The 26744-nt window shown below is 64.3% G+C and carries 20 protein-coding genes and 1 tRNA gene; 9 read left to right on the plus strand and 12 right to left on the minus strand.

Annotation, left to right across the window (positions count from 1 at the left end):
• Nucleotides 1–88: 88 nt before the first annotated feature.
• Nucleotides 89–1135: an aldo/keto reductase gene (locus DL237_RS08870; RefSeq protein WP_119398687.1), complete on the minus strand. Its 1047-nt coding sequence runs from the start codon at nt 1133–1135 to the stop codon at nt 89–91.
• Nucleotides 1136–1589: 454 nt separating this feature from the next.
• On the opposite strand from DL237_RS08870, the gene DL237_RS08875 reads away from it, so the two are divergent.
• Both DL237_RS08875 and metG read left to right on the plus strand, forming a co-directional pair.
• Nucleotides 1590–2816, plus strand: a complete 1227-nt coding sequence (locus DL237_RS08875; protein WP_119398688.1) for an MFS transporter — start codon at nt 1590–1592, stop codon at nt 2814–2816.
• A 191-nt stretch (nt 2817–3007) separates the two neighbouring features.
• A complete protein-coding gene (gene metG, locus DL237_RS08880; RefSeq protein WP_119398689.1) occupies nt 3008–4720 on the plus strand; it encodes a methionine--tRNA ligase in 1713 nt (570 codons plus the stop codon).
• Between the two features lie 201 nt (nt 4721–4921).
• Here metG and DL237_RS08885 read toward each other — a convergent pair whose 3' ends face one another.
• The 8 genes from DL237_RS08885 to DL237_RS08920 form a co-directional block, all read right to left on the minus strand.
• A complete protein-coding gene (locus tag DL237_RS08885) occupies nt 4922–7483 on the minus strand; it encodes a methyl-accepting chemotaxis protein (protein ID WP_119398690.1) in 2562 nt (853 codons plus the stop codon).
• A gap of 154 nt (nt 7484–7637) precedes the next feature.
• Nucleotides 7638–8207 carry a hypothetical protein gene (locus DL237_RS08890; RefSeq protein WP_119398691.1) on the minus strand — a complete coding sequence of 190 codons (570 nt, stop codon included), beginning with the start codon at nt 8205–8207 and terminating at the stop codon, nt 7638–7640.
• Between the two features lie 607 nt (nt 8208–8814).
• Nucleotides 8815–10008, minus strand: a complete 1194-nt coding sequence (locus DL237_RS08895) for an NAD(P)/FAD-dependent oxidoreductase (RefSeq protein ID WP_119398692.1) — start codon at nt 10006–10008, stop codon at nt 8815–8817.
• A complete protein-coding gene (locus tag DL237_RS08900) occupies nt 10005–11321 on the minus strand; it encodes a TRAP transporter large permease (protein WP_119398693.1) in 1317 nt (438 codons plus the stop codon). Before DL237_RS08900 ends, DL237_RS08895 begins: the two co-directional genes overlap by 4 nt.
• Nucleotide 11322: 1 nt before the next feature.
• Nucleotides 11323–11838: a TRAP transporter small permease gene (locus tag DL237_RS08905; RefSeq protein WP_119398694.1), complete on the minus strand. Its 516-nt coding sequence runs from the start codon at nt 11836–11838 to the stop codon at nt 11323–11325.
• Between the two features lie 78 nt (nt 11839–11916).
• Nucleotides 11917–13026 (minus strand): type 2 periplasmic-binding domain-containing protein, encoded by a 1110-nt coding sequence (locus tag DL237_RS08910; RefSeq protein ID WP_119398695.1) that lies wholly within the window; start codon nt 13024–13026, stop codon nt 11917–11919.
• A gap of 85 nt (nt 13027–13111) precedes the next feature.
• A complete protein-coding gene (locus tag DL237_RS08915) occupies nt 13112–14314 on the minus strand; it encodes a cytochrome P450 (protein WP_119398696.1) in 1203 nt (400 codons plus the stop codon).
• Nucleotides 14315–14409: 95 nt separating this feature from the next.
• Nucleotides 14410–16167, minus strand: a complete 1758-nt coding sequence (locus DL237_RS08920) for a dihydroxyacetone kinase family protein (protein WP_119398697.1) — start codon at nt 16165–16167, stop codon at nt 14410–14412.
• Nucleotides 16168–16237: 70 nt separating this feature from the next.
• Between DL237_RS08920 and DL237_RS08925 the strand changes: the two genes are divergently transcribed.
• Nucleotides 16238–16726 (plus strand): MarR family winged helix-turn-helix transcriptional regulator, encoded by a 489-nt coding sequence (locus DL237_RS08925; protein ID WP_158585609.1) that lies wholly within the window; start codon nt 16238–16240, stop codon nt 16724–16726.
• A gap of 13 nt (nt 16727–16739) precedes the next feature.
• Here DL237_RS08925 and DL237_RS08930 read toward each other — a convergent pair whose 3' ends face one another.
• Complete coding sequence (locus DL237_RS08930; RefSeq protein WP_119398698.1) at nt 16740–17063, minus strand: 2Fe-2S iron-sulfur cluster-binding protein; 324 nt, start codon at nt 17061–17063, stop codon at nt 16740–16742.
• Nucleotides 17064–17820: 757 nt separating this feature from the next.
• Between DL237_RS08930 and DL237_RS08935 the strand changes: the two genes are divergently transcribed.
• The 5 genes from DL237_RS08935 (at nt 17821) to DL237_RS08955 (ending at nt 23798) form a co-directional block, all read left to right on the plus strand.
• The gene (locus DL237_RS08935) at nt 17821–19233 is read left to right on the plus strand and encodes a UbiA family prenyltransferase (protein WP_119398699.1); all 1413 of its coding nucleotides are present in this window, start codon (nt 17821–17823) and stop codon (nt 19231–19233) included.
• Nucleotides 19230–19655 carry a GtrA family protein gene (locus DL237_RS08940; protein WP_119398700.1) on the plus strand — a complete coding sequence of 142 codons (426 nt, stop codon included), beginning with the start codon at nt 19230–19232 and terminating at the stop codon, nt 19653–19655. Before DL237_RS08935 ends, DL237_RS08940 begins: the two co-directional genes overlap by 4 nt.
• Nucleotides 19652–20989, plus strand: a complete 1338-nt coding sequence (locus DL237_RS08945; protein ID WP_119398701.1) for an FAD-binding oxidoreductase — start codon at nt 19652–19654, stop codon at nt 20987–20989. The genes DL237_RS08940 and DL237_RS08945 overlap by 4 nt, the downstream gene beginning before the upstream one ends.
• Nucleotides 20986–21723, plus strand: a complete 738-nt coding sequence (locus tag DL237_RS08950) for an SDR family oxidoreductase (RefSeq protein WP_119398702.1) — start codon at nt 20986–20988, stop codon at nt 21721–21723. Before DL237_RS08945 ends, DL237_RS08950 begins: the two co-directional genes overlap by 4 nt.
• A gap of 206 nt (nt 21724–21929) precedes the next feature.
• Entirely contained in the window at nt 21930–23798 is a 1869-nt protein-coding gene (locus DL237_RS08955; RefSeq protein ID WP_119398703.1) for a hypothetical protein, read from the plus strand.
• A gap of 138 nt (nt 23799–23936) precedes the next feature.
• Here the strand turns inward: DL237_RS08955 and DL237_RS08960 are convergent, their stop codons facing one another.
• Nucleotides 23937–24671, minus strand: coding sequence for an SDR family oxidoreductase (locus DL237_RS08960; protein WP_119398704.1), 735 nt, complete (start codon nt 24669–24671; stop codon nt 23937–23939).
• A gap of 81 nt (nt 24672–24752) precedes the next feature.
• Between DL237_RS08960 and DL237_RS08965 the strand changes: the two genes are divergently transcribed.
• Nucleotides 24753–25682 (plus strand): AraC family transcriptional regulator, encoded by a 930-nt coding sequence (locus DL237_RS08965; RefSeq protein WP_119398705.1) that lies wholly within the window; start codon nt 24753–24755, stop codon nt 25680–25682.
• Nucleotides 25683–25810: 128 nt separating this feature from the next.
• On the opposite strand, the gene DL237_RS08970 is transcribed toward DL237_RS08965, so the two are convergent.
• Nucleotides 25811–25894 (minus strand) — tRNA-Leu (locus DL237_RS08970).
• Between the last annotated feature and the right edge of the window lie 850 nt (nt 25895–26744).

A 26744-nucleotide genomic window follows, 5' to 3' on the forward strand; every position in this document is an offset into this window, starting at 1 on the left:
CTGCGTCCATGCTCAGGCTTCGCCCCCCCTGAGGGAACGACAGATCCCGCCGCAGGGCACCGTGTTCCGTCATATCGCCCTCTGCCTGTCAGAACGGCATCGGGTGCGCCTTGTGAACGATGTCGAGGTCCGCCAACACCTCATCCGACAGGGTCAGATCCAGCCCGGCGATCACATGTTCCATCTGGTCAAGCGTCGTCGCGCCAAAGATCACGGATGCGGTAAACGGGCGTTGTGCCACCCAAGCCAGACACATATGCACCACGTCCAGATCGTGTTTGAAGGCCACGTCGATGTAATCGTCGATGGCAGGAAATACCCGTGGTGTCTTGCGACCACCAAGCTCCGGCGACAGGGTGATGCGCGAGCCCTTAGGTTTGGCGCGCCCCTGGTACTTGCCCGTCAAAAGGCCTGCCGCCAAGGGCGAAAAGGCCAGAAGGCCGACATCTTCGTTCGCGCAGAGCTCTGCCAGGTCGGTATCGAACTGACGGCACAGCAGCGAATATTCGTTCTGGATGGTGGCGGCACGCAACCATCCCGAGCCTTCGGCAATCCGCAACCATTGGGCCATGCCCCATGCGGTTTCATTCGACAGGCCAAAGGCGCGGATGGTGCCGCGCTTGCGCTCCTTCTCAAGCGCCAGAAGACATTCGCCCATGTTGTCCAGAACCGCGCGGGGGTTTTGCCCCGTCGGATCATACTGCCAGTTCTGCCGAAAGTGGTAGGACCCGCGGTTGGGCCAATGAAACTGGTATAGGTCGATGTAGTCTGTCTTGAGGCGTCGCAACGACCCCTCGATCGTGGCAGGGATCGTGGCGGCCGAAATCGGCGCACCTTCCCGGGTATGTTCCATGCCCGCCCCTGAATGCTTGGTGGCCAGCACGATTTCGCTGCGGTGCCCGCGCGATTTCTCCATCCAGAGGCCGATGATGCGTTCGGTTCGGCCGATCGTCTCTTCCTTCACCGGGTTGACCGGATACATTTCGGCGGTGTCGACAAAGTTCAACCCGTTCGCCAGCGCGGCATCGATCTGCTTATGCGCTTCGGCGCTGCGGGTCTGGTTCCCCCAGGTCATGGACCCGAGGCAGTACTGGGAAACCTCGATCCCCGTTCGTCCAAGCTGATTCATGCGCATGTGCTACTCATCCTTCGCCCCTCAAGTGCAATAATCGCGGAAAGTTACGATTTTCCTTCCTGTGATCGCGCCCACACGTTGCGCCTGCAACCTGTTGGCTGGATCAACTGGGAATGCGTGCTTTTTCGTCCGTTGATCCTGTACAAAAATCCGGCAGATTGAAAACAAAATAGGAACGCATCACCACAGCTCGGGGCCAGAAAACCGCGACGCCGCGATTAGGCCCGTGCAGGGAACCCGATGCAGCGTAGCGGCCAGCCCGGCGTTTGCCCATTCTTACCCACGCCGCCCCTCGGGCACAGGCCGTCGAGGCCCGCCCCGAGCCTCGGACCACCGATCACGCGGCGCCTGCCATGCCGAGCAAAGCGCGACAAAATGCATCGACTGGTGTTAAACGGCATCGAATGTCGCATATCGGATGGCCTGATCGCGCCACGGGGCCGAAGACAGCATCATGCGACTAATCCTAAGCCTGTCGGCGCTCTTTCTCTCGGTCATCCTTCTGCAACTGTCCTCTGGCGGCGTCGGCCCGCTGGATGCGCTGTCGGGCTTTGCCCTGGGGTTCAGCAAGGGCGAGATCGGCATGTTGGGTTCGGCGCATTTCGTCGGCTTCTTCATCGGCTGCTGGGGGGCGCCGCGCCTGATGGGCCGGGTGGGACACGCCCGGGCCTTTGCCGCCTTTACCGCGCTTGGGGCCATCGGGCTGATGGGCCACATGATGGTTGTGAACCCCTACGCTTGGGCCGGTATGCGCATTGCCTCGGGTCTATGTGTCGCGGGGTGCTATACCGTGATCGAAGGGTGGCTGATGGCGCGGATCGAAAATGCCGACCGCGGACGCGTCACCGGACTCTACCGCGTTGCCGACATGGGGGCATCGCTGGTGGCGCAGCTGCTGATCGGCGTGCTGAGCCCGGCGAGCTATATCTCTTACAACCTGCTGGCGATGTTGTGTTGCGCGGCCCTGCTGCCGCTGGCGCTGTCGCGCGCAACGGCCCCCGAAATGCCGCAGGCGCCGCGCCTGCGCCCCGCGCTGGCGATCGAATGTTCGCCCCTGGCGGTGGTGGCCGTGATCGTGTCGGCCCTGTCCGGCGCGACCTTTCGCATGATCGGCCCGATCTACGGGCAGGAGGTAGGGCTGGTGCCAGAACAGCTCGCCTGGTTCCTGGCGCTGTTCATATTGGGTGGCGCATTGACGCAATATCCGACCGGCTGGCTTGCCGACAAATACGACCGACGCTGGGTTTTGGTGGGCATTTCCACCCTGACGCTGATCAGTTGCTTTTCGTCGGCGTTGTTTTCGACAGGGCCCGTTTCGACGCTGGTGAACGCCTTTGTCTTTGGCATGGTGACCTTTCCGGTCTATTCCGTCGCCTCGGCCCACGCCCACGATTTTGCCCGCAGCGACCAGCGGGCCGAACTTTCGGCTGCATTGCTGTTCTTTTATGCCGTCGGGGCAATCGCCGCGCCTTATCTTGCATCGCAACTGATCGTCGCGTTCGGGCCGCGGGCCATCTTTGCCATGATCGCCTTGGGGCATGGTGTTCTGCTGACCTTTGGTCTGGCCCGGATGCGCGTACGCCCGGCCCCGGCGGCGGGATCGCGCACCCACTACATCTATGCGCCGCGCACCTCTTTCGTGATCGGGCGACTGCTGAGAGGTTTGCGTGAACGCCGCTGAGCAGGCCCGGCGACGCCGGCGGTGCGCGTGGGCCCGCGTAGAAGAGACATCACTGCGCGGCGCAAATGGCATGATAAAGCGCATTTTTCGCATAAAAGGTCCGGGTGATCCTGCGGTCAGGCCCCTTCCGCCTCTGGCGCTTGTGGCGAGGGGGCGTTATTGGGGGCCAAGACGCATCTGAAGGGCATTTCATGGCACGGCACCTCATCACCTCGGCCATTCCCTATATCAACGGGATCAAACACCTCGGCAATCTGGTCGGCTCGCAATTGCCGGCGGATCTGTATGCGCGCTATCAGCGTGGGCGGGGCAACGAGGTGCTGTTTCTCTGCGCCACCGATGAACACGGCACCCCGGCTGAGCTGGCCGCGACCAAGGCGGGCAAGCCTGTCGCGGAATACTGCGCCGAAATGCATGATGTGCAGGCGCGTATCGCGCAGGGGTTCCGTCTGAGCTTCGATCATTTCGGCCGCTCTTCCTCGGTGCATAACCGTCAACTGACCCAGCATTTTGCGGGGGTTCTGGCCGACCGCGGGTTGATCCGCGAGGTGTCGGAAACCCAGATGTATTCGCCCGATGACGGCCGTTACCTGCCCGATCGCTATATCGAGGGTACCTGCCCGAACTGCGGTTTCGACAGCGCGCGCGGCGACCAGTGCGACAATTGCACAAAACAGCTGGACCCCGTCGACCTGATCAACCCGCACTCCACCATCTCCGGCGCGACGAACCTGGAAATGCGCGAGACAAAGCACCTGTATCTGCGTCAGTCCGAAATGCGTGATGAATTGCAGGCCTGGATCGACTCCAAGACCGACTGGCCCGTGCTCACGACCTCGATCGCCAAGAAATGGCTGAACGATGGTGACGGTTTGCAGGACCGCGGGATCACACGCGACCTGGATTGGGGCGTGCCGGTCAAGAGGGGCACGCAGGACTGGCCCGGGATGGAAGGCAAGGTCTTCTACGTCTGGTTCGACGCCCCCATCGAATACATTGCCTGCGCCCAGGAATGGGTCGATGCGGGCAAGGGCACCGACTGGCAGCGCTGGTGGCGCACGGATGCCGGCGCGGACGACGTGACCTATACGCAGTTCATGGGCAAGGACAACGTGCCCTTTCACACCCTGTCGTTCCCTGCCACCATCCTTGGGTCGGGCGAACCCTGGAAACTGGTCGATTACATCAAATCGTTCAACTATCTGAACTATGAGGGTGGCCAGTTCTCGACGTCCCGCGGGCGGGGCGTGTTCATGGACCAGGCGCTTGAGGTGCTGCCGCCGGATTACTGGCGCTGGTGGCTGCTGAGCCATGCGCCCGAAAGTTCGGATGCCGAATTTACCTGGGAGAACTTTCAGGCCTCGGTCAACAAGGATCTGGCCGATGTGCTGGGCAACTTCGTCAGCCGCGTCACCAAGTTCTGCCGGTCGAAATTTGGCGAAGTTGTGCCCGAAGGCGGCAGTTTCGGTGCACAGGAAGATGCGCTGATCGCGGACCTGACGGCCCGGATCGCCCGCTATCAAGACATGATGGACGAGATGGAGGTGCGCAAATCAGCGCAGGAGTTGCGCGCGATTTGGGCCGCAGGCAACGAATACCTGCAATCGGCAGCCCCCTGGACCGTGTTCAAGGAAGACCCAGAGCGTGCGGCGGCCATCGTGCGCCTGTCGTTGAACCTGATCCGGCTGTACGCCATTCTGTCGGCGCCGTTCATCCCCGATGCGGCAGCAACGCTGAAAGAGGCGATGAAACTGGACGAAATGCCCTGGCCGGATGACGTGGCAGCGGCCCTTGCCAGTCTTGCCCCCGGCACCGGCTTTGACGTCCCCGAAAATCTGTTTCGCAAGATCAGCGACGAAGAACGCGAAGATTGGCAAGGCCGTTTCAGCGGCAAGCGGGACTGAGCCGGGACGCAGAGACCTGTTGGACCCGTCCCTTGGGCCCGAATTTTGGCTGGGCGGGCTCAGCAACGCGGCATCGCAATCTCTTTGCCCCGGGCGCGCCCCTGATTGCAAGATTGCGCCTCCGGTGGGGACCGATGCGGTCGGGTGCCCCGCCAGCGCCTTGCGACAGCCTATCCGCTCGGGGTGCGCGGCGGGAGTTTCCTAGAACTCCTCCCAGCTTTCCGGGACGCCAGCGGCGGCACGCGCTGAGGGTTGCCCCGCAACGGCAGCGCGGCGCGACTTTGGTTTTTGCACGTTCGTGCGGCCGCCGGTCTTGCTCTTGCCTGTCACCTTTACCTTGAACTTCTCGGCCGCTTCGACGAGCGAGTTTGCCTCGCTGGTCAGGGCATGGCTGGCCGCCGTCGTCTCTTCGAACATCGCAGAATTCTGCTGCGTGACCTGGTCTAGGTCGTTCATTGCGTTGTTGATTTCGTTCAGCCCAAGGGATTGTTCGCGTGCCGAACTGGCAATTGTCGCCACCCGGGTGGAAATATCGGCAACCGATGTCACGATATCACCCAGCGCCTCGCCCGTCTTGTCGACCAGATCGACCCCGGATTTCACGTGATTGCCGCTGGCCGAGATCAGTTGATTGATCTCTCGTGCCGCATCGGACGACCGCTGGGCAAGGGCGCGAACTTCGGTCGCCACGACCGCGAACCCGCGCCCGGCATCGCCAGCCCGCGCGGCCTCGACCCCGGCATTGAGCGCCAGCAGGTTGGTCTGAAAGGCGATGTCATCAATCACCCCGGTGATCTTGGAAATTTCCTGTGACGAAACCTTGATCGCATCCATCGCGGTGATCGCATCGCGCGCGACCTGGCCCCCCATTTCCGCCTTGGCCTGCGCGCCGCCCGCCAGCTTGCTGGCCTCGTCCGCGCCGATGGCGGCAGATTTCACCGAGGCCGTAAGCTGATCGAGTGCAGCCGCCGTTTCCTCCAGCGTCGCGGCCTGCTTTTCCGTGCGTTTGGCGAGATCATCTGCCGCGTTGCTGATTTCCCCGGTTTCGCCCCGGATCGACTCTGCGTTTTGAATAACCGCGCACATCGCATCGTGCAGCGATTCCACCGCCTGGTTGAAATTGCTGCGCAATTGTTCGTATTCGGCACGAAATTCCTGGTGGATCTGGCAGGTCAGATCCCCCTGTGCCATCTGCCGCAAGCCGACTTTCAGCGTATCCACCACCAGTTGCTGCTGGCGGGAGGTTTCAAGACGATCTTCCTCGGCGGCCCTCATGGCCTTATGTGCCTCGGTGATGTCGGAGCCGATAAAGACCACGCGCTGCATTTCCCCGTCCCGGCTGAGAATTGGGCTGAGACTGCCTTCGAGAAACAAGTCGGCATTGCCGGCGCCGGGCAGGCGAAACTTTCCGCTGACGGGTTTTCCTTCCCGCAGGGTGGCGATGGATTGCGCCAGATCCATCGTCGCCTCGTCACCGCGCGACAAGGTTGATGGCGTGTTGCGCCGGCAGAACTCTTCCTCGCTCATCCCGGCCAGTTCACAAATGCGCGGGTTGCAGCCGACAACGTTCTGATGATTGTCGAAATCAATTCGAACCTGGTGGGTGTCAATGGCAGAGAGAACCGCCTGATTGAGCTTTTCCTGAGAGATATCTTCCAGTTCCATCACGAAACCGATGACGTCCCCGCCCAGATCCCGGACGGAATCTGCGGCGACACGAATGCTCGCCTCGCCCCACTTTACCTCGGTGTTCTTGGGCAGGTCGGCGTGAGGCGCGCGAACCAGGTCGACAAAGCTGGCCAGCTCAGGCAATTGCGCCGCGCCCTGTCCTTCCAGCTTGCCCGCCGAGAAATCGGGCCAGACAGCGCGTATCGCCGGGCCTGCCCCGTCAAGCAGCAGGTCGCAGGCGGGATTGCAGAACACGATCTTCATGTCTGCGTCCAACAGCATCATCGCCGCGCCCGTACTGTCGATTGCCGCGCTCTTGAACGCATTTTCGCGCTGCGTCGCGCGGGCCGCCTGCAAGCCGACCCGAAAATCATCAAGCCGCTTGGCAATGCCGCCAATTTCATCGGCACGCCCCGTACACTCGATCGCGATATCGTAGTGACCCCGCCCGACCAGGCCCATCTGCGCCGCCACCCTGCCCAGGGGCCGTGAGATGTAGCGGTAGAACAAGGTCGCGCACAGCAGCAGCGACAGAACGAACAGCAGCCCTGCAATGGCTGTCGCGTAGATGTGTTCGGCCATGGCGGCAGCGATGCGTTTTTCTGATGACCACTGAGTGACAAACGCCCCGACAACCACGGCATCCTTGCCGAACCGCGATGGATAGGCCCAGATCCGCAGGTCCGTGTCTATCTGCGGCTGTTCCGTGCTGATCGCGCGCTCGGCCAGCCTTTTCGCAGTCTCGGCATCATAACCCGGGCGTTTCATGTCATACAGGACGGTGCCGTCCGGCTGGATCGCGGACACGCCCACCAGATCATCGGGGATGCCGCGGGCAAAGCCCGAGACGACATCTTCGACCGCTTCGGGGCGCGAAAACTTGAGCGCACCTGACACCTGAGCGCCGACGCCCGATGTTGCCTCTGCCGCACGAATGCCGATCCAGGTTTCGATCAGGTTCCGTTCCTTGCGCAGGGCAATCAACTCTGATGCGGTGACCACCATCAGGATACACAAGGCCACGATCAGCGTTGCCCGGAACAAGGTGCTCTTGAAAACCGGGATGGCACGAATTTCGGTGTCAGGCGTGGTCATGGTGTCATCCTCTACATCGCCCGGCTACGTACGAGCACATGGCCCGGGTCCCGGCTTTCGCGGGCAGGTCCGACATGGGCCTGCGTGGCGCCGTGGGGCGCCCGCCGCGGGGCGCGGGGCGGCGATATGCACCGCCCCGCAGAAAGCGGCGACGTCAGTACAGCATTTCCGCGTTCAGCCCGACCGTGATCGCCCCGATGACCTCTTGCGTATCGGGGTCCGTCAGGCTGATCGAAATCTGGCCCAGGTAGGCCTGCACCGATTCATCGAATTCGACGTCGCCGACATGCACCGCCCCGGTCCCGACGTCATATGTCTCGATGAACTTGGCCTCGTCACCCTGCCAGTAATCGGAGGTCGCGGAACTGGCAGCGACATTCATGCCATTGGAATCCATGATGAAAACCTCGGAGATGACGCCGGCGGACTCCTCGACCTGCTGCGACAGGAAGTCGGCCGCGGGCGACATCAGGACCTCATCGACCAGGGGATGATGCGACGTGCCGACCTGGGCCCGCCAATCCAGATCCATCTGGTTGATCCTGTCCTGGCTGAGATGACCGAGGCGAGCGTTTTGCGCACGAACGGCCTCGATCAACGTCGGATCGAACGCCCAGAGCAGAATTTCACTCTCGAGGTAGTCCCGCATGGACGGTTCGTAGTCGTTGGCCATGACAGGTGCCGCCAGTACGGTCAGCGCCAGCCCTGCGATCATTGCTTTCATCGTAAGTTCCCTTCACGAAAAACCAGTTTCGCCGGGAAACATGCGCCAAAAGAATTGCCTCGCCCTTAACACTCGCGCATTCGGTGTCGTGTTCATTGCCTAAAATCCGATATGCCGCCCGTTGGCGCGGGGTCACGCAGCGCCCTGCTTTGGCCGGGATGCGGCGCGGGGTTGGCCGCGTGTGCGGTGGTCGGGATCGTCCCCGCCTTGGCCCCGGTCGGGGCGCGAAGCCTTGGCCCGCACCCCCGTTGGCACGCGGAAAGCGCAGGGCGATCCCCCCGAAACGGAACGTCGGTATTTGAACGGTATCTGGGCGGTGTCTGGGCGGTCTTTGGACGGTGAAGGCTGGCCCTTTGGCAATGCGCCATCGTGGCCGCAGAACGGAGCGCGCGCCCCAAGGTTCGACGAGGTGCCCGCCTGCATATCGGGCGAGATGCCCGCAGCGCATCTTGCGGCCTGTGGATCATCGGTTCAGACGATGGTGCTGCCCTGCCCTGCACTGGGATGCCGCCCAGCCGACGGGGAGCCTGACGTCTTGCCCGTGGCGGATCACGGGCGATTGCGCTGTCGGGGATTAAAGCCGTCGGGCGCGCAGGGCGCAGCCCTCTCAGGCATCGGGCGTCGGTGTTCTTGAGCGGGGGCCAGACGTGGCCGGCAGCAGCGTCCTGCGCGCCTCCATGTGGATAGGGGCAGCGTTGACGGTTTCGACGGCCACGCATTGCCCATTGCGGTATCGCCGCGCCACGAGGCTGGCGTCGTCGCTGATATCGGACAGGTCCCCCGCCAAGTGTGTGTCGTCACCGGGCGCGCCCAATCCCGCGATCTGAAGGCGCGCGCTGCCCTGGGTGGACCAGAACCAGGGCACGGTTTGGCCCGGCACCGCCTGCCCCGCCAGAACGGCGGCGACGCGTCGGCCCTGCTCTGCCGCGTTGGCGACGGATTCCAGACGGACCGGGCCTGCATGAAAGGGATGCGGCGCAAGCGCGCAATCCCCGATCGAAAAGATACGCGGATCCGACGTGCGATGCAGCGCGTCCGTTTCGATGCCATTCGATACGGACAGCCCGGCCTGCGCCGCAAGGCCGACGTCGGGCTGTACCCCCGCCGCGATCAGCAGCACGTCAAAGCCGCACCTGTCGCCGTTGCCGAGGGTCAGCATACCGGGTTCGGCGGCGGCGATGGTTGCCCCGAGCGTGATCCGCGTGCCCCGGTGCCGGTGAAACCGCAGGAACCAATCCGACACCTCGGGCGAGACCGCGCGGCCCATCACCCGCGAACCGGATTCGAACACGGTGACGGTGCAGCGGCTGTCAAACAGCGCCGCGGCGGTTTCCAAGCCGATGAACCCCGCCCCGAGGATGGCGACCTGCGTCGCCCCCTCAAGCGCGGTGACAAGCGCGCGGGCATCCGCGGCATTGCGCAGGCCCTGCGCACCGAGCGTCGCAAGGCCTGCAATCGCCGGGATCCGATTGCGCGCGCCGGTGGCGAGGATCAGGTGCTCGAACCCCAGATCGCCGCCATCCGACAGGATCACGCGACGTTCGGATCGCAGGATGCGGTCCGCCCGCACACCAAGGCGCAGATCGACCCGCTGCGCCGGGTAGAGCGGCGCGCCACGCAAGGGCATCCAGCCCGAGGCGCCGCGCGATTTGAGCACCTCCTTTGACAGGGGCGGTCGCTGATACGGCAGATCAGGGTCATCACCGACCAGCGTGATCGCCCCGTCGTAGCCCCGCGACCGCAGGGCAAAGGCGCATTCGACCCCCGCCTGCCCGGTGCCGATGATGACAGTTCCGCTCATTGCATCAGGTCCGGCAGGAACAGCGTGATGCCCGGAAAGGCGATCAGCAGGGTCATGACCACCACCTCGCACAGAAGGAACCAGCCGACACCGCGAAAGATCGTCCACATCGGGACCTGGTTGCCCACGACGGATTTCACCACGAAGACGTTCATGCCCATCGGCGGCGTGATCATCCCGATCTCGATATATTTCACGACGATGATGCCGAACCAGATCAGGTCCAGGTCCAGCGCCTTCATCATCGGCAGGAACACCGGCATCGTGATCAGCATGATACCGAGCGGGTCGAGGAACATGCCAAGCACCAGGAACACCACCGAAAGCGCGATCACCACCAGCAGCGGATCGCCCGCCCAGGCCCCGACCAGATCGACCAGCAGCGCCGAAACCCCCGTCAGCGACAGCAGCCGCGTATACATGACGGCCCCCATCCCGACGAAAAAGATCTGCGCGGTGACCGACATCGTTTCCTTCAGCGCCTCGACAAGGCGCCCGGCGGTCATGCGCCGCTGCAAGACAGCGATGGCCAGTGCCAGCGCGGCGCCGACGGCCCCCGCCTCGGTCGGGGTGACGATGCCGCCGTACAGCCCGCCGATGATCCCCAGGATCAGCAGCGCCAGGGGCCAGGTTTCGCGGAGCGCGGACAGGCGATCCTGTTTCAGCGTTGCCAGGTCCGTGGCAGCCAGCCTGGGCGCCAGGGCGGGGTTCATCTTGCACCGCAGGATGATCATGACGACATAGGCGGCCCCGGTCAGCAGGCCCGGGATCACCCCCGCGATCAGCAGGCGCGAGATCGAGACCTCGGCAAAGACACCGTAGAGCACAAGCAGGATGGACGGCGGGATCAGCGCGGACAGCGTGCCCGCAGACGCGATGACGCCGGTGGCCAGCCCCTTGTCATAGCCCGCGCGCAGCATCTCGGGGATGGCGAGCCGCCCCATGGCCGCCGCCGAAGCAAGCGAGGAGCCGCAGGCGGCGGCGAACCCGGCGCTGGCCATGTTGGCGGCCACGGCCAGCCCGCCGGGCAAGGCCGAGAACCACAGGCGCGCCGCCCTGAAGAGCGCGCTGGAGATGCCGGACTGGTTGGCGATCGCGCCCATCAACAGGAACATCGGGATCGCGGTCAGATCCCAGCTGGCCGCAAAGGAGAACGGCGTTTCGCGCAGGATCGACAGGGCAATCGGCCAGTTACGCACATAGGCCAGGCCACAGACGGATACCACGCCGAGGGCCACGCCGATGGGCGTGCGCAGCCCGATCAGCGTCAGCAGGATGGCGAGGGTCACGAGGCCGAAGATCAGGCTGTCCATGTCAGTCGGCCTCCCCGGCCATCGGGTTGGTCTTCGGCGTGAAGCGCTGGACCAGTTTCAGGATCAGGACCAGGACCATCGCCACGCCGGCCACCGGCAGCAGCCAGCGGGTCGGCCAGATCGGCAGGTAGCCCCCGAAGATTTCCCAGACCTCGGCACGGCGGGTCTTGGAGAGGGCCGACAGCCAGGTCTGCCAGACGAAGGCCGACACGTAGGCGATCGAGAGCAGATCGACGAAGACCTCGCTGATGCGGCGGCTGCGGGGGGACATGGCCGAGACGAAGATGTCGGCGCTGACATGTTCGTCCCACAGGGTGACGCGCGCCAGCGGCAGGAAGGCGGCGGCGATCATGTAGTAGCTGGCGGTGATTTCGCCCGTGCCCGGCAGCGGGTGGTGAAACACGGTTCTGGCGATCACATCCACCGTGATGTGCAGCATCATCAGGCCGCCCGCCAGCAGAGCGACATAGAAAAGCGCGTCAGCCACGCGCGACAGGGCTTGGTTCAGGCGATCCATGTCGCTTCCCCTTTGGTTCGGGATCTGTCGGAGGGGGCCGGGGCGCCTTGCGGGCGCACCGGCGGCGGGCGCGTCAACTCACAGCGCGCCCGGATCTACCTTGGAGAAGACTTCGTCCCAGAGCGCGGCGGCGAAGGCATCGACATCGGTGCCGACCTCGGCAGACAGGCTGCGCCATTTTTCGACGTTTGCCAGGTAGGTGTCGATCAGGGCCGCAGGGTCCGCGACGCCCAGCGTCTTGCCGTTTTCGATCAGGCGCGCGCGGTCCGTTTCCGCGAAGCCATCGACCATGGCGATCAGGTCGGCGCCGGGTTCGACCAGCTTGACGCCCTGGTCCGCCTGCTGCGCCTCGAAGCTGGACTGGTCGCGCAGGACGTAATTGCCGATCGTATGCTGTGCGGTGATCAGCGCCGATGCCCGCAGATGCGCAGCCTGCTGATCCGGCGTCATGTCCAGAAACATGTCGCGGTTGATCAGAAAGCCGACGGCGGGGGCCGCGACGCCCAGCGGCAGGTCGGTCACGTACTTGGCGTATTCGCCGTAGCCGTAGGTCTGAAGCCATTCCCGCGCCGCCATCAGGCAATCGAGACCGCCGCGTTGCAGCAGGCTGACGCCTTCGGGCAGGGTCACCGACATCGGGGTCGCGCCGCCAAGCGCCGCCATTTCACCGTAGCCGCCCGTTGCCCGCACCCGCATACCGGCCAGGTCCTGCATCGTCGCGACGGGCCTGGTGCACATCAGGCGATAGGAGGCAGAGGCGAAACCGCCCAGCGGCAGGGCCTGGTTGTCCTTCGCCTCGTCCAGGCAGGAGGGGCAATCGAGAAAGATGGTCTGCGCCGCCGCACCGGCAACGGCAACCGGGTCATCGCCAGGCACCACGATGGAATAAAGCAGCGTCAGCGACGGCATCGCCTCGGGCGTGTAGACCGGAATGATCAGGCCGCCCTGCATCAGGTTGTCGCCCACCGCGGCAAGAGAGCCGCGCGCATCCGACAACTGGCCGCCGGCGATCAGTTCCCACTGGATCGCACCATCCGTGTCGGCGTCGATCTGTGCAAAGGCCGCCGGCAGCGTGTCGGTATTGAGGTAATCCGATGCCGGGGGCCAGGATCCGTAGATCGGGGTTTCGGCAAGGGCGGCACCGGTGCCCAGCACCGTGATCAACGCCGCTGAAAGTGTCTTTCTCATGTTTCTTCCTCCCTGAAAGATGACGTGTGCATGTGACCGCAGGGGCGCCCTCCTCTGGTGTCCCTGCCTGCGTGCTTGGTGTGCGCTAGGCGGCCTCGACCTCCACCGGGATGGAGTGATATCCGCGCAACCAGTTGATCTGGACACGCTCGGGTGTGCCGACCAGGTGGATGCGGCGCACCCGGCTGGCCAGCGCCCGCAGGACGCTCTCGGCCTCAAGCCGGGCGACCATCTGGCCGACGCAGCCGTGAATGCCCGTGCCGAAGGACAGATGCCCCACCGGCCGGCGGGTGATATCGTAGGTATCGGGATCCGCCCAGCGGGCGGGGTCGCGGTTGGCGGCGGCCAGCCACATCAGGATCTTTTCGTCGCCCCCGAGCGCCACCCCCCCGAGCTGCGTCGCCGCCACCGTCGTGCGCCCGATCACCGGGCTGGGGGCCTGAAACCGCAGCCCCTCCTCAAACGCGGGACGGGCCAGATCGGGGTCGGCACGCAGCATGTCCCATTGATCGGGGCGTTCGATCAGCGCCATCAGCGTCATGCCGATGCCGAAAACGGTGGTATCGATCCCGGCCGAGATGAAGGCCCGGACCAGCATGCCCGCATCTTCGTGACTGATCTCTCCGTTATGGGCTGCGGCATAGATCTCGGCCCCGAAGCTGCCGGGAAGGATGTTCTCTTCGCGCATCTGTTCGGCCACGTAGGCAAAGGTGCCGTTGTCCTCAACCACCTTGCGCGCGGCCTCGTACAGGTCGTTCCTGGGCCCCATCGCGTTGAAATTCAGCGTCGAATACGGCATCAGGTGCGGCCGCCCTTCGGGCCTTAGCCCGGCGGCATCCGGCAGCACCTTGAACGGAAAGGCAAAGGCAAGATCCGCCGCCAGATCGAAGCGGCCCCTTGCGACCAGCGCATCGACCATGCGATCCGCCTCTTGCTGAAACCCGACTGCCAGCTTGCGCAGGGCCGCCGGGGACAGCACCCGCGCCAGGACCTTGCGATTGGGGGTGTGCACCGGTGGGTCGGCCTCGAGAATGACCGAGGGCTTGCGCCAGGGTTCTTCGCGCACGACGTTGGTCATTCCGGTTCCGAACGCCGAGGAAAACCGGCGCCAGTCGGAAAAGACCTCTCTTACGATACTGTCCTGCCCGGTCAGCCAGATGCCATATTTCGGCACCCAGACCACTGGCCCGGCCTCGCGGATCTGACGGTCCAGCGCATCGGGGTTGTCCCGCGCCTGCTGGCCGAACGGATCAACATCCAGTATCGGGCGATCATCGATCTGCTGCATGGTCAAAGGTCTCCTCCCGCATGCAGTTTATTGTGCAACAAATTTATATTGCAACAAATATTTTCCATTGCTGACCCTCCTCCGGCACCACGGGTTCACAGCGCGTCCCGGGCCGCGCCGAGCCAGATCGCAACAGCCTCGGCGCCCGGATCGACATGGCCGATGACCCGGTCACCGATATAGCTGGAGCGGCCCCGGCGCGGCGGCATCTGGCGGGTTGCCTCGGCTCCCCGGCGGGCAGCGGTGGCGGCGGCGGCCAGGGCCGCGGGCAGATCGTCGGCACCGATCATCGCGGCGGCTGCTGGGGCCAGCGCATCGACCATGGTGCGGTCACCGGGTGCGGCACCGCCCAGATCCTGAAGCGCCTGCACCCCGGCGCCAAAGGCGGTGGCAAGCGCGGTGGCAGGTGCGGTGGCAGGTGCGGTGGCGCCCGCGCCCGTCCGGGCATCGTCCAGGGCATCGTCCAGGGCATTGCCTGCGGCGGTGGCCAGGATGGCATAGAGCGGGCCGGAGGTGCCCCCGGTGGAACGGCGCACGATCGCACCGACCTCGCGCCAGAAATCGCCCCCCGAAAGCGCGGACAAGGTGCCCGAGGCCGCTGTGATCTGCGCCGCCCCCGAGGCGAGAGAACGCCCGATGTCGCCGTCGCCGACGATCTGGTCCATCCGGGTCAGGATCGGCTCGGCCTCGATGAGGGCGGCGCAACAGGCCAGGACGACCGGCAGCGCGCCATTCGGCCCCTCTGCCGGGGTCGCACGGCTGTTGGCCCCCTCTGCCGGGTCCGCCCGGCTGTCCGTGCCCGTCGGCGGAGGCGCGAGGCACGGGCGTGTCGGCGCCTGCGGCGGCACCGTGGCGCGGACCCAGGCGGGCGCCGAGGTTTCTGCATCCAGCGCCTGCCTGCGCGCATCGTCCAGCTGCATCAGCGACAGGGACACCCCCGCCATGTCGATGGCGGTCAACAGGGTGCCGCAGATCACCCGTTCTACCCGCAGGCCCAGCGCGGCGCAGGCCTCAAGCGCGTCGTTTGCCATGATCGACAGTTCCATCGGAGGCGTCGCCCCGAGATTGTTGACCAGCAGCGCGACGGGCGCGCCCTGCGGCAGCGCCCTGTCCGCCGCGATCTTGCCGATCATGGCCTGCGCCAGGTCGCGGGCGGGCCGCAGGGCCACGCGCTCGGACCCGGCCTCGCCATGAATGCCCAGGCCCAGCTCGATCTCTTGCGGACCGAGGTTGAAATTCGGTGTTCCGGCGGCGGGGACGGTACAGGGAGTCAGGGCCACACCCATGGAGCCGACCGCCTGGATCGCCGCCCTGGCCGTGGCCGCGACCTCGGCCAGCGGCAGGCCCGCCGCCGCAGCGGCCCCGGCAATCTTGTGCACCAGCACGGTGCCCGCGATGCCGCGTCGCCCGGCGGTCTGCGCGGCAGAGCCAAGCGCGCAATCGTCATCGACGATCACCATTTCGGTCGCGATCCCCTCGCCCCGCGCGATCTGCGCCGCCAGGCCGAAATTCAGCCGGTCGCCCGTGTAGTTCTTGACGATCAGCAAGACGCCGCCCGGCCCGGCGACGGTGCGAATTGCCTCGAGCACCGCGTCGGTGGAGGGGGAGGCAAAGACATCCCCCGCAACGGCCGCCGTCAGCATGCCCTGACCGACATAGCCCGCGTGCGCCGGTTCGTGGCCGGACCCGCCGCCCGACACGATTGCCACCTGCCCCGCCGCGATCACCTGTTCCAGATCCGCGCGCACGACGATGGTGCGCCCGTCGATCAGACGCAGTCCCTCGGTGGCGCGGACATAGCCGAGCAGCGCCTCGGGGACGATGTCCGCCACATCGTTAATTAGCTTTTTCATCGGTTCCTCCCATTGTAGTTTGCAATTAAACTTGCCTGCGTATCACCTTGAGCAACGCCCGGAGCACCACATGAGCGACAAGACGATTGTCAGGGACAGGGACCAATCCGTAAGCGCGGATCGCTATGCCCCCTACTTCCTGTCCCTCATCAACAACCGCCTGTCCTGGGGCGCATCGCAGCTGTATCTGTCGCTGTTCGACCTCGGCCTGAACGAATGGCGCATCCTGTCGGCGCTGCGCAACGAACCCGGCATCCAGGCATTGCGCGTGTCCGAAATGGTCGCGATGAACAAATCCGTGGTCAGCCGATCCACCCGGCGGCTGGAGGAAATGGGCCTTGCCACGGCGCAGCTCGAGGCGGGCAAGCGCCTGGTATGGCTGACCCCCAAGGGCGCCGAGATGCACGACCGCATCATCCAGATCGCCCTGCGCCGTGAAGCCGCCCTGCTGGATGGCATCGAGGGCGAAGACCTGGATATGCTCTTTTCGCTGTTGCGCCGCCTGACCGACAACCTGGCCAAGGTCGAGGCCGTCGACCGGGAATTGGCCGGCAAGTAGGCAGATGCCCACGTCAGTACTGACGATCAGGCAGGAGAACGACCATCCCGTCCATCTCGGGTGTGACCACGATCTGACAGCTCAGGCGGCTGTTCTGGGTGACCTCGGCGGCGGCGCTCTCCAGCATCTCGGTTTCGATCGGTTTGCGCGTCGGTATCACGTCGGCATGTTCGGGCGAAACGTAGACATGGCAGGTGGCGCACATGGCCGACCCGCCGCATTCCCCCACGATCTCTGCCAGGCCGTTTGACACGGCCGTCAGCATCAGGCTGTCGCCCATCGCGGCCTCGACAGGTGTGTCCTGGCCCTGGGCATTTCTGAAAATGATTCTTGGCATCGCGTCCTCCTCCCGTCTTGGTTTACACTTCAACTAGTTTATTTAGCAACTATGTTTGTGCCCGAAGCGGTCTGGAGGGCCGGTCACGTTCGGCCCGCATTCTGGCCTCGGTCCGGCCTCGTGCGCCCAAAGGCGCGGGCCGCTTGCGGGGTACGGCGCGACAACGGGGGCAAATGCTGCGCACCGCAGAGGCACACGGATCGGAAGGGCGGGCAGTGCTTGCCATCGACCGCGTGCAGAGAGCTGAAGACGCAGGCGCGGGACGGTGGCCGTGGCCGATGGCCGGGAGGCGATGGCGTGATGTGGCCCCGCCCCATTCTAAAACGCCGATCATCTGGGAACGCGCCCCCATCGCCAGAGGGGGATTTCGCCAGAGGGGGATCTCGCCAGATCATCATTTGGCCACGGCGCGCATTGCCCGGAGTTCATTGCGCCAGCGTTCATTTGCCCGGCGTTCATTGGGCCCGCATAGCGCCCACGCGCCACCGACAGAGAGACGTCAAAGCGCTGCGTCAAAGCCACATGGGGCAATGGAAAATGCCAAAACCCCGCCTTCGCAATTGGCACGGCACAAAAGGCGAGTGTTGTATTAAGCCCAATTGCCAGTCATATCTAATTAAGAAACATGGGGGTGGGGACTTATGGACGACTTGGCGAATCAGGCCCGGAATGCGCCGCCCTTCCTTTGGCCAGGACAAGCGTGCCGGGATGACTTTTCTTTATCCTGTCCGACCCTCCAACATTACTGATTTTCGATATGATCCTTGCTGTTGATCTGGATGGAACATTGCTTCGCAGCGACATGCTGCATGAAAGCATCTGGTCCGCCCTTGCCCGTGATGCCACAAGCCCGTTCCGCGCCGCCATGGCCCTGAAACGCGGCCGGGCGGCCCTGAAACGATATCTGGTCGGCGCGGCGGACATTGACGTCACCAGCCTGCCCTACGATCCCGGCGTGATTGAAAGGATCAGGGCGTGGAAGGCCGAGGGCGGGCGCACGGCGCTGGTCACGGCCAGCGATGAGACCTACGCCAGGGCCATTGCCGACCACCTGGACCTGTTCGATGAGGTGCACGGTTCAGATGGTGTCCGCAACCTCAAGGGCGAAGGCAAGGCGGCGTTCCTGCAAGAGCGGTTCGGCGCGGCGGGCTTTGCCTATATGGGCGATGCCGAGGCGGACCTGCCGGTCTGGTCACGGGCGGCCAAGGCGATCACCGTGAATGCCCCTGCCCGGCTGCGCCACGCGGCCGAGCAGAGTTGCGCCGATGTGGATCACCTGGTGACCCGGACGCCGACGGCGCGCCCCTACGTGTTGGCGCTGCGGCCGCACCAGTGGATGAAGAACCTGCTGGTGTTCCTGCCCATGCTGGCCGCGCACCGCCTTGACGCGGCCACGGTGCTGACCGCGATACTGGCGTTTGTCTGTTTCAGCCTTGTCGCCTCCAGTGTCTATCTGCTCAACGACCTGCTTGATCTGTCGGCGGACCGGGCCCACCCGCGCAAATGCAAGCGGCCCTTTGCCAGCGGCAGCGTGCCGATTGCGCATGGCACGCTGATGGCCATCGGCCTGTTCCTGGGCGGCTGCGCGATCGGCCTGTGGGTGGGGCCGGGATTCCTGCTGGTCATGCTGGGGTATTTTGCGCTGACGCTGGGATATTCGCTGCATCTGAAGCGGCGCATGGTGCTGGATATCTGCGTGCTGGCGGCCCTTTACACCGTGCGTATCGTGGCGGGCGGCGTGGCCACGGGTCTGTCGCTGTCGGTGTGGCTGCTGGCGTTTTCGGTCTTCTTCTTTCTGTCGCTTGCGGCGGTCAAGCGGCAGGCCGAGCTGATGGACGCCGCGTCGCGGGGCAAATTGACGGCAGCCGGGCGGGGATATCATGTCGACGACCTGCCGATCATCGCGATGATCGGGGTCGCGGGCGGGTACATTGCCGTGCTGGTGATGGCCCTCTATGTCAATTCGCCGGACGTGACCAAGCTCTATGCCATCCCGGAAATGCTGTGGGGTGTCTGCGCGATCCTGCTGTACTGGATCACCCGGACAGTGATGGTGGCCCATCGCGGCCAGATGCATGACGATCCGGTCGTCTATGCCGCGCGGGACCGGATCAGCCAGATATGCTTTCTGTTGATCCTGGTGTTTGCCGTGGCGGGGGCCTTGCAATGAGCCTGCGCATTCTTGTCCTGCGCTACGCGGCCTTTGCCGTGCTGGCCACGCTTGCCAACCTGGCCGCGCAACGCGCGGTGCTGACGCTGGGCGAGACGCCTTTCCATTTTGCACTGGCGGTTGGCGTCGGCACCCTGGTCGGGCTGGTGATCAAGTACACCCTCGACAAGCGCTGGATCTTTGGCGACGCTGATACCGGACTGCGCCAGCACGGGCGGAAATTCACGCTCTATTCAGTGATGGGGCTTGTGACCACCGCGATCTTCTGGGGCAGCGAAACGGCGTTCTGGATGATCTGGCGTACGGATACGATGCGTGAACTGGGCGCGGTGATCGGGCTGGCGATCGGCTATGTCGTGAAATATCAGCTGGACCGGCGGTTCGTGTTCACGGGCCCGGTGCGGGGGAACGCAGAGGCATGAGCGGACGCAGGAAACTGGCCGGCTGGGGGCGTTACCCGGTTCTGGATGCGCGCCTGTACCAGCCCCGCGACGTGGCAGACGTGCAGGACCTGGTGCAGCGCCAGCCCGGGCTGATCGCCCGTGGCAATGGGCGCGCCTATGGTGACAGCGCCGTCAATGCCGACAGCACCATCGACATGCGCCTGTTGAACCGGATGCTGGCCTTTGACGCGGAGCGCGGGCAACTGGTGGCCGAAGCGGGGGTGCTGCTGGGGGATATCATCGCGGCCTTCCTGCCGCGCGGCTGGTTCCCCATGGTGACGCCGGGCACAAAGTTCGTGACGCTGGGCGGGGCCATCGCCGCAGACGTGCATGGCAAGAACCACCACCGCGACGGCAGCTTTCGCAGCTGCGTCGACTGGATCGAAGTGATGGGCGCCGATGGCCGGATCACCCGCTGTTCGGCAGACCAGGACCCGCAGCTGTTCACCCACACGCTGGGCGGGATGGGGTTGACGGGGATCGTGATCCGGGCCGCCCTCCGCCTGCGCCCGGTACAGACCGGCTGGATCCGACAGGTCGGGCATCCGGCGGCAAATCTTGCCGCCGCGATGGAGATCTTTGAAACCAGCGCCGATGCGACCTATTCCGTGGCGTGGATCGATTGCCTGGGCACCGGATCGCAGCTGGGCCGGTCGCTGGTGATGCTGGGGGAACACGCGGTGCCGGCCGACCTGTCGCCAGAGGCCGCGGAGGACCCGCTGCGCCCCCCCGCCAAGGGCAAGCGGACGGTGCCGTTCGATTTTCCGCGCCTGGCGCTGAACCGCTGGACGGTGCGCGCCTTCAACGCCCTGTATTACCGTGCCGGGGTGCGCAATGCCGGGGCGCAGGTGGTGGACTGGGACAGCTACTTCTATCCGCTCGACGCCCTGCAACGCTGGAACCGCATCTATGGCCGACAGGGGTTTGCCCAGTTCCAATGCGTTCTTCCGCTGGCGCGATCCGAAGCTGGGCTGACCGCGCTGTTGCAGGCCATCGCGCAGGCCGGTGCCGGGTCGTTCCTGGCCGTGCTCAAACGCTTTGGCGCGCAGAACAGTCCGTTTTCCTTTCCGATGGAGGGGTACACGCTGGCGCTGGATTTTCCCGTCACGTCGCGCACGCTGGCCCTGCTCGACCGGCTGGATGCCATCGCGGTGGCAAATGGCGGCCGGTTCTACCTGGCCAAGGACAGCCGCATGTCGGCCAGCACGCTGCGCGCCTCGGATGACCGTGCCATCGCCTTTGCCCGGATGCGCGCAGAGCAGGGCTGGGACGGGCGCTTTCATTCACACCAGTCAGAAAGGTTATCGCTGTGACGAAACCCTCCGTCCTGATCCTTGGCGGTCGTTCCGATATCGGGCTGGCGACCGCACGCGCCTTTGCCGCCCAGGGCCATCCGATCCGCCTGGCCGCACGCCAGTCCGCCCTGCTGGACCCTGAACGCGCGGATATCGCCCTGCGGCACGACGTGGATGTCACGCTGCATGATTTCGACGTGCTTGCCACCGACAGCCACGCGGCCTTCCTCGACTCGTTGCCCGATCTGCCGGGCATTGCCGTCTGTGCCGTCGGCGCGGGTGGCGACCAGGAGGAAAGCGAGCGCGACAGCGATGCGGCCGTGCAGGTGATGCGCACCAATTTCGAAGGCCCCGCCGCCATCTTTACCCAGCTTGCCAACCGCTTTGAGACGCGCGGCTCGGGAACGCTGGTGGGGATCAGCTCGGTCGCGGGCGAGCGCGGTCGCGCGACGAACTATGTCTACGGTTCGGCCAAGGCGGGCTATACGGCCTTTCTGTCAGGTCTGCGCAACCGGCTGGCCAGCAAGGGCGTCCACGTGGTGACCGTGCTGCCCGGGTTCGTCGCAACCCGGATGACCCGCGACATGGACCTGCCAGCGGCCCTGACCGCACAACCCGCCGAAGTGGGAGCGGCAATTGCAAAAGCCGTCGCCCGCCGCAAGGACGTGATCTATACGCGCCCCGTCTGGCGGCTGATCATGATGATCATCCGAAACATTCCGGAAAAGATATTCAAGGGAATGCGCCTGTGAATTGCGCGCAAAGGAATTGACCTGCGCCGATGATCGGGACCAAGCTGACTCGATTGCACTAATACCTGCCTCTGCCGGGGCCCTGTCTGCCAGTTAACCAGTGGTTCATTTTTCAAACCTGTTTCAACGGTGCCTGTTGAACGCCATGAATTGACGCATGATCCGCGTCTGTCGTTTCGGTGCACAATTGCCAAGGACCTGAATTCGTGAACAAGCAACTGCCGACCCTCACCCCGACCAAAGCCGTCGCATTGTTTGCCATAATCGTCATCGTGCTGTTATGGGCCTTTCAATTGCGCATGGGACCCGAGCTGCTGGACGATGGCGCGTTTTTCCTGCGATACGCCGAAAATGCCGCAAACGGCGAGTTCTGGGTCTGGAACCCCGGAGAAGCCCCGGTCTGGGGGGCCTCGGCACCATTTTATCCAATCATCGTGGCCCTGCCGATCAAGTTGGGTCTGGACCCTCATGTCGCCATCGTTGCCACGGGCGCGGTTATCGCATCCATCAGCTTTGCCACCCTGGCATTGATGCTGGGGGCTCGCTTCGGCATCGTCACGCTGGTGGCGTTCGTGACCTATCTGGCCCTCGACTCCAACATGATGTGGATGTCGATCAACGGCCTGGAATCCCCTTTGACCGTGGCCCTGATGGTCGCCGCGGTCTGGACGCTGATGCGCCAACCCCATGCGGCCCTGGTGGGCCTGGTGGCGGGGCTGCTGATCATCAACAAGCTGGACCTGCTGCCTGTCGGTGGGCTGTTGCTGCTGGCACGGTGGGTGCAGTTCCGGCGCTTTCCCTGGATCGCCGTCGCCGTTGCTGCCGCAATCACGGCGGGCTGGTACGGTTTTGCATGGTGGTATTTCGGCGCCCCCATTCCCAATTCGTTTCTTACCAAGACCTTGCACCAGAACGACATGGTCAAGATCATCGATTGGACGTGGTTCGGTCACCTTGTCCTGTGGGTCGGGGTACACAAGTGGCTGGTCGTGTTGACCGCCGCCACCTGCCTGCTCGGCCTGAGAGCAAACCTGCCTTACGTCATCCTGCTTGCAGGCACGACAATCGCCCACGTAATTGCATATTCCATCAAGTTTCCGTTCGAGCCCTACAACTGGTATGCGGTCCCCGCGTCTTTCTCGCTGGTCATTCTGGGCGCCATCGGAACGGGGCTGGTCTTCGCTCTTCTGCAACGGCACCTGCCCGGTTCGACGTGGTCGGCCTCTGCTTTGATCCTGCTGCTGCTCGTCGGTGTCACGGCCACGAGCCTGCCGGAAGAGCGCGCAAGGACGGACGGAATGTATCTGTTCACATCCCACCAGGAACATGACCGCGCCGAAGCGGGCCGCTGGGTCGACGAAAATGTGCCAGATGATTTCAAGGTTCTTACCTATTGGGGCAATCCCGCATACTTTTCACGACGCGAGGTCATTGACGGTTCGTTCCTCAACCGTCGGTACGAGGAAGGCGACCTGGCGGAGATCTATCGGCCAGAGGTCGTGATCCGCGAGTCTCAGGCCGGCATGATGCCCACCGCGCCCAACTTTCCCGAGCTGACCGCGGGCGGCTACAAGGTCGTGAACGTGTTCGACAAGACCTACCGCGCCGGAATGGACTATTTTTTCGTCGTGCTGGTCAGGGACGACGTTGTCGACCAGGTGCGCAATGTCGATATGCCCCGCGACCTGATGCGCTTTGTCAGCAATGTCACCTTCGGGGATGTCTACGGCCGGATCGACGTTCGTGGCACCAACATGTTCTTTGTCCACCCCGGAGAGACGACTGCGACGTCGTTCGATTTTGACGCCGCCAGCTATGCTGACAGTTCCAGCAAATGCTCGGTTCACGTGGATGCGCGCATCCACTCGGGGATTCCCGCCGCGGTCGTCGCCCGTGGCGGTGGCAACGTGCGGATCAGGATCCTGCGCGGCGAAGAAGAGATCGAGAACAGCGTCGTCACCCTCGGTGAACCGATGTGGCGCGACCTGCCCTGCCAGGAGGGTCAGCCGATCCGGTTCATCGTCGAAAACAATGGCTCGCCGGACTCGGACTGGCTCTGGCTGACGTTCGAATAAGGTCTGCTGAATAAGGTCTGCGCGCGGGGTCGCCCTGCCCGCCCCGACGCCCCCGGGCGGGCAGAGGTGCCGGGCGCCGGGTGAAACACCTATTGGCAACCTCGCCGGGATCGGTGCGGCGGCAATGAGGCCCGGTGATCAGGCCTGCGCGGTCGGCCGGATCACGATGCTGCCGACGTCCACCTCGGGCGGCTGCGTGAGCGCGAACAGGATCCCGCGTGCAATTGCATCCGGCGAAATCCCGATGGCCCCGACACTCTCCCGGATATGCTCCCGCGTGGGCGCGTCGGTGATACTGTCGCCAAAATTCGTGCCAATCATGCCGGGAGAGATTTCGCTCACCCTCAGATGTGGGCCCGCTTCCTGCCGCAACACCTCGGTTGCCGTCCGTATCGCGTTCTTGGTGGCGGCGTAGACGCCCATCGTCGGCACCATCTTCAGCCCAGCCGTCGAGACCACGTTGACGATATGCCCGCTGTCCTGCCTGGCGAACACCGGCATCGCCGCCGCGATACCATAGAGCGTTCCGCGCAGGTTCACGTCGATCATCGCATCCCAGTCATCGACCCTGAGCGCGTCGAACCGCGAAATCGGGCCGATCCCGGCGTTGTTGATCATCACGTCCAGCCGTCCGGTCTGTGCAACGGCCTTGTCCACCAGCGCCTGAACATCGGCACGACGGCGCACGTCGGTGGGGCTGAACGTCGCCTGGCCGCCCGCCGATGTAATCTCGTCGACGAGCCTTTCCAGCATCGGTGCCCGACGCGCGCCCAACACGACGAACGCCCCCTCCGAGGCGAGCAGCATCGCTGTCGCGCGACCGATGCCGCTGCTTGCGCCCGTGATGGCGACAACCTTGTCTTTCAGGGTCATGGATTTTTCCTCGCATCTGTTTTCCTTGCACCGGGAATATGCGAGAGAGGCGAGACGCGGGAGATCACAGGATCCAGAATATTGTCGTACACGTCCAATTTCATCGAAGACCCCCTGTCGAATGTCCTTGCGACCCTCGGTGCGCGGATCACCCGGCAGACGCGGCTCGAGGCGGCGGGCGACTGGGCGCTGTCGTTTCCCGATGTCGACCGGCTGAAATTTGTCGCGCAGCTGCGCGGTCCTGCCTGGATGCTGCTGCCCGGACGCCCTGCCGTGCAGATGTGCGCGGGCGATGTCTGCCTGATCGGGCGCACTGCCTACGTCGTTGCCAGCCATCCCGACATGCGCCCGGTCGACGGCCAGCATGTCTATGGTGCCACCGGGGGGGTGACGGGGGCCGATGTCGTGCGCCTTGGTGGCGACGACACCATCGGCATCGGCGGCAATGTGACCTTTGAGGGCGGCACCGCGGATTTCCTGCTGAACCTGCTGCCCGATTTCATGATCATTCCCCGGGGGGCGCCCGGATCGGGCGTTGTCTCAACCCTGCTGCGGCTGATGTCGGACGAGGTTACGCGCAAGGCCGTGGGTCATGGCATCATGTGCACCCGCCTGGCCGATGTCCTGCTGGTCGAGGCGATTCGCGCCTATGCCGCCCAGCTGCCACCGGCGGAAACCGGATGGCTGGGCGCCGTCTTCGACCCCCGGCTCGGGCGCGTCCTGGCCGCCCTGCATGGCGACGTGGCGCAGCGGTGGACCGTGGCAGGCCTGGCCGAAATCGCGGGCATGTCGCGCGCCGCCTTCGCCGCCGAGTTCACCCGCCGCCTGGGTCAACCGCCGCTGTCCTACCTGCGATCGTGGCGTCTCACCCTCGCGCGCGCGGCGCTGTCGCACGGCAGGGCACCGGTGGCCGAGGTGGCCTTCAGCGTCGGCTATACCTCGCAAAGCGCCTTCGCCCAGGCCTACCGGCGCGCCTACGGCACCTCGCCACGGGGCCAGGTGTCGACGTGACGGGTGCGCGCCCCGCTCTGCGGCGCCCTGCCTCTCGCGCCTTGCCTGTCGCACGCCCCCCCAAAAGCGAACGGTCGCCGGAGCATCTCTCCGGGGGCCAGATAGTGTAACGGATATCTGCAAATCTGTGGTGCCCGCGGCGAGACTCGAACTCGCACGGCTAAAGCCTGAGGATTTTAAGTCCTCTGTGTCTACCATTCCACCACGCGGGCAACATGCTGATTATGCACGTTAAATCCCCATTTAAGGGGCTAGATTTGCTGTGTCAAAACGATCCTTGCGGCCCCGCAATGTCGGCACAGACGCACATTTCCCGTCACAGCCTCAAATCCCTACAGAAACAGGGAATGCGTGTCCAGATTTCTGACGCCACATAAGTGCGTCGAGATGTGGCCGTGAAGAGAAAGTGTTCGGACCAGGCACAAAAACCGGCACAGAGAAAGAGGAGCAGACCAAGCATCCCAGGGAGAAGGAAGGCGGGGGCGAGGATCGCGCCAAGACGGATAACAACAGCCCCTTGCGGACTTTCGTGCGCACCGCAGCAAGAAACGGAGCCGCCTTCCCGCGGGGCGGATTGCAGACCTTAGCTGCAAGTGCTCGGGTCATGCGTCGGGAAGGTGAAAGCGCCCATTCAACTGCCAAACAGCCGCCTCTCGGTGCTGCGGCCTCCATCAAGGGCAGCAATGCGCAGACTCCGGACTTTGCAAAGTCTGGAAGTCCGACCTCACTAGTCGTTGAACCTTGGACACCGCATCTGCATATTGCAGTTAGGCGTCGCTGCTCTCTGCAGAACTTGGGGCGAAATTCATAAGAGCAAAAGACAAAGCTATGAGATCAAAAGTACGGAAAGCTTTCGGCAGGGTGTCCCTTTGGCTGATGCTTAACGTCCTACTATTTGCCGGCCTCTTGTGGGCTGACTTATCAAATCTTTCTAAGCCTTCCTGGTGGGAACATGTCGTTCCTCTGCTGACGTTGCCCCCAACTTTTATCCAGCGTGAGCGAGACTCCGGGTTTGAGTTTTGCCGATTTGGGCGGGTTGGGCAACGGGGGCTGGCGCGGAGC

The organism is Pseudooceanicola sediminis (assembly GCF_003575965.1).
Lineage (GTDB): Bacteria > Pseudomonadota > Alphaproteobacteria > Rhodobacterales > Rhodobacteraceae > Pseudooceanicola > Pseudooceanicola sediminis.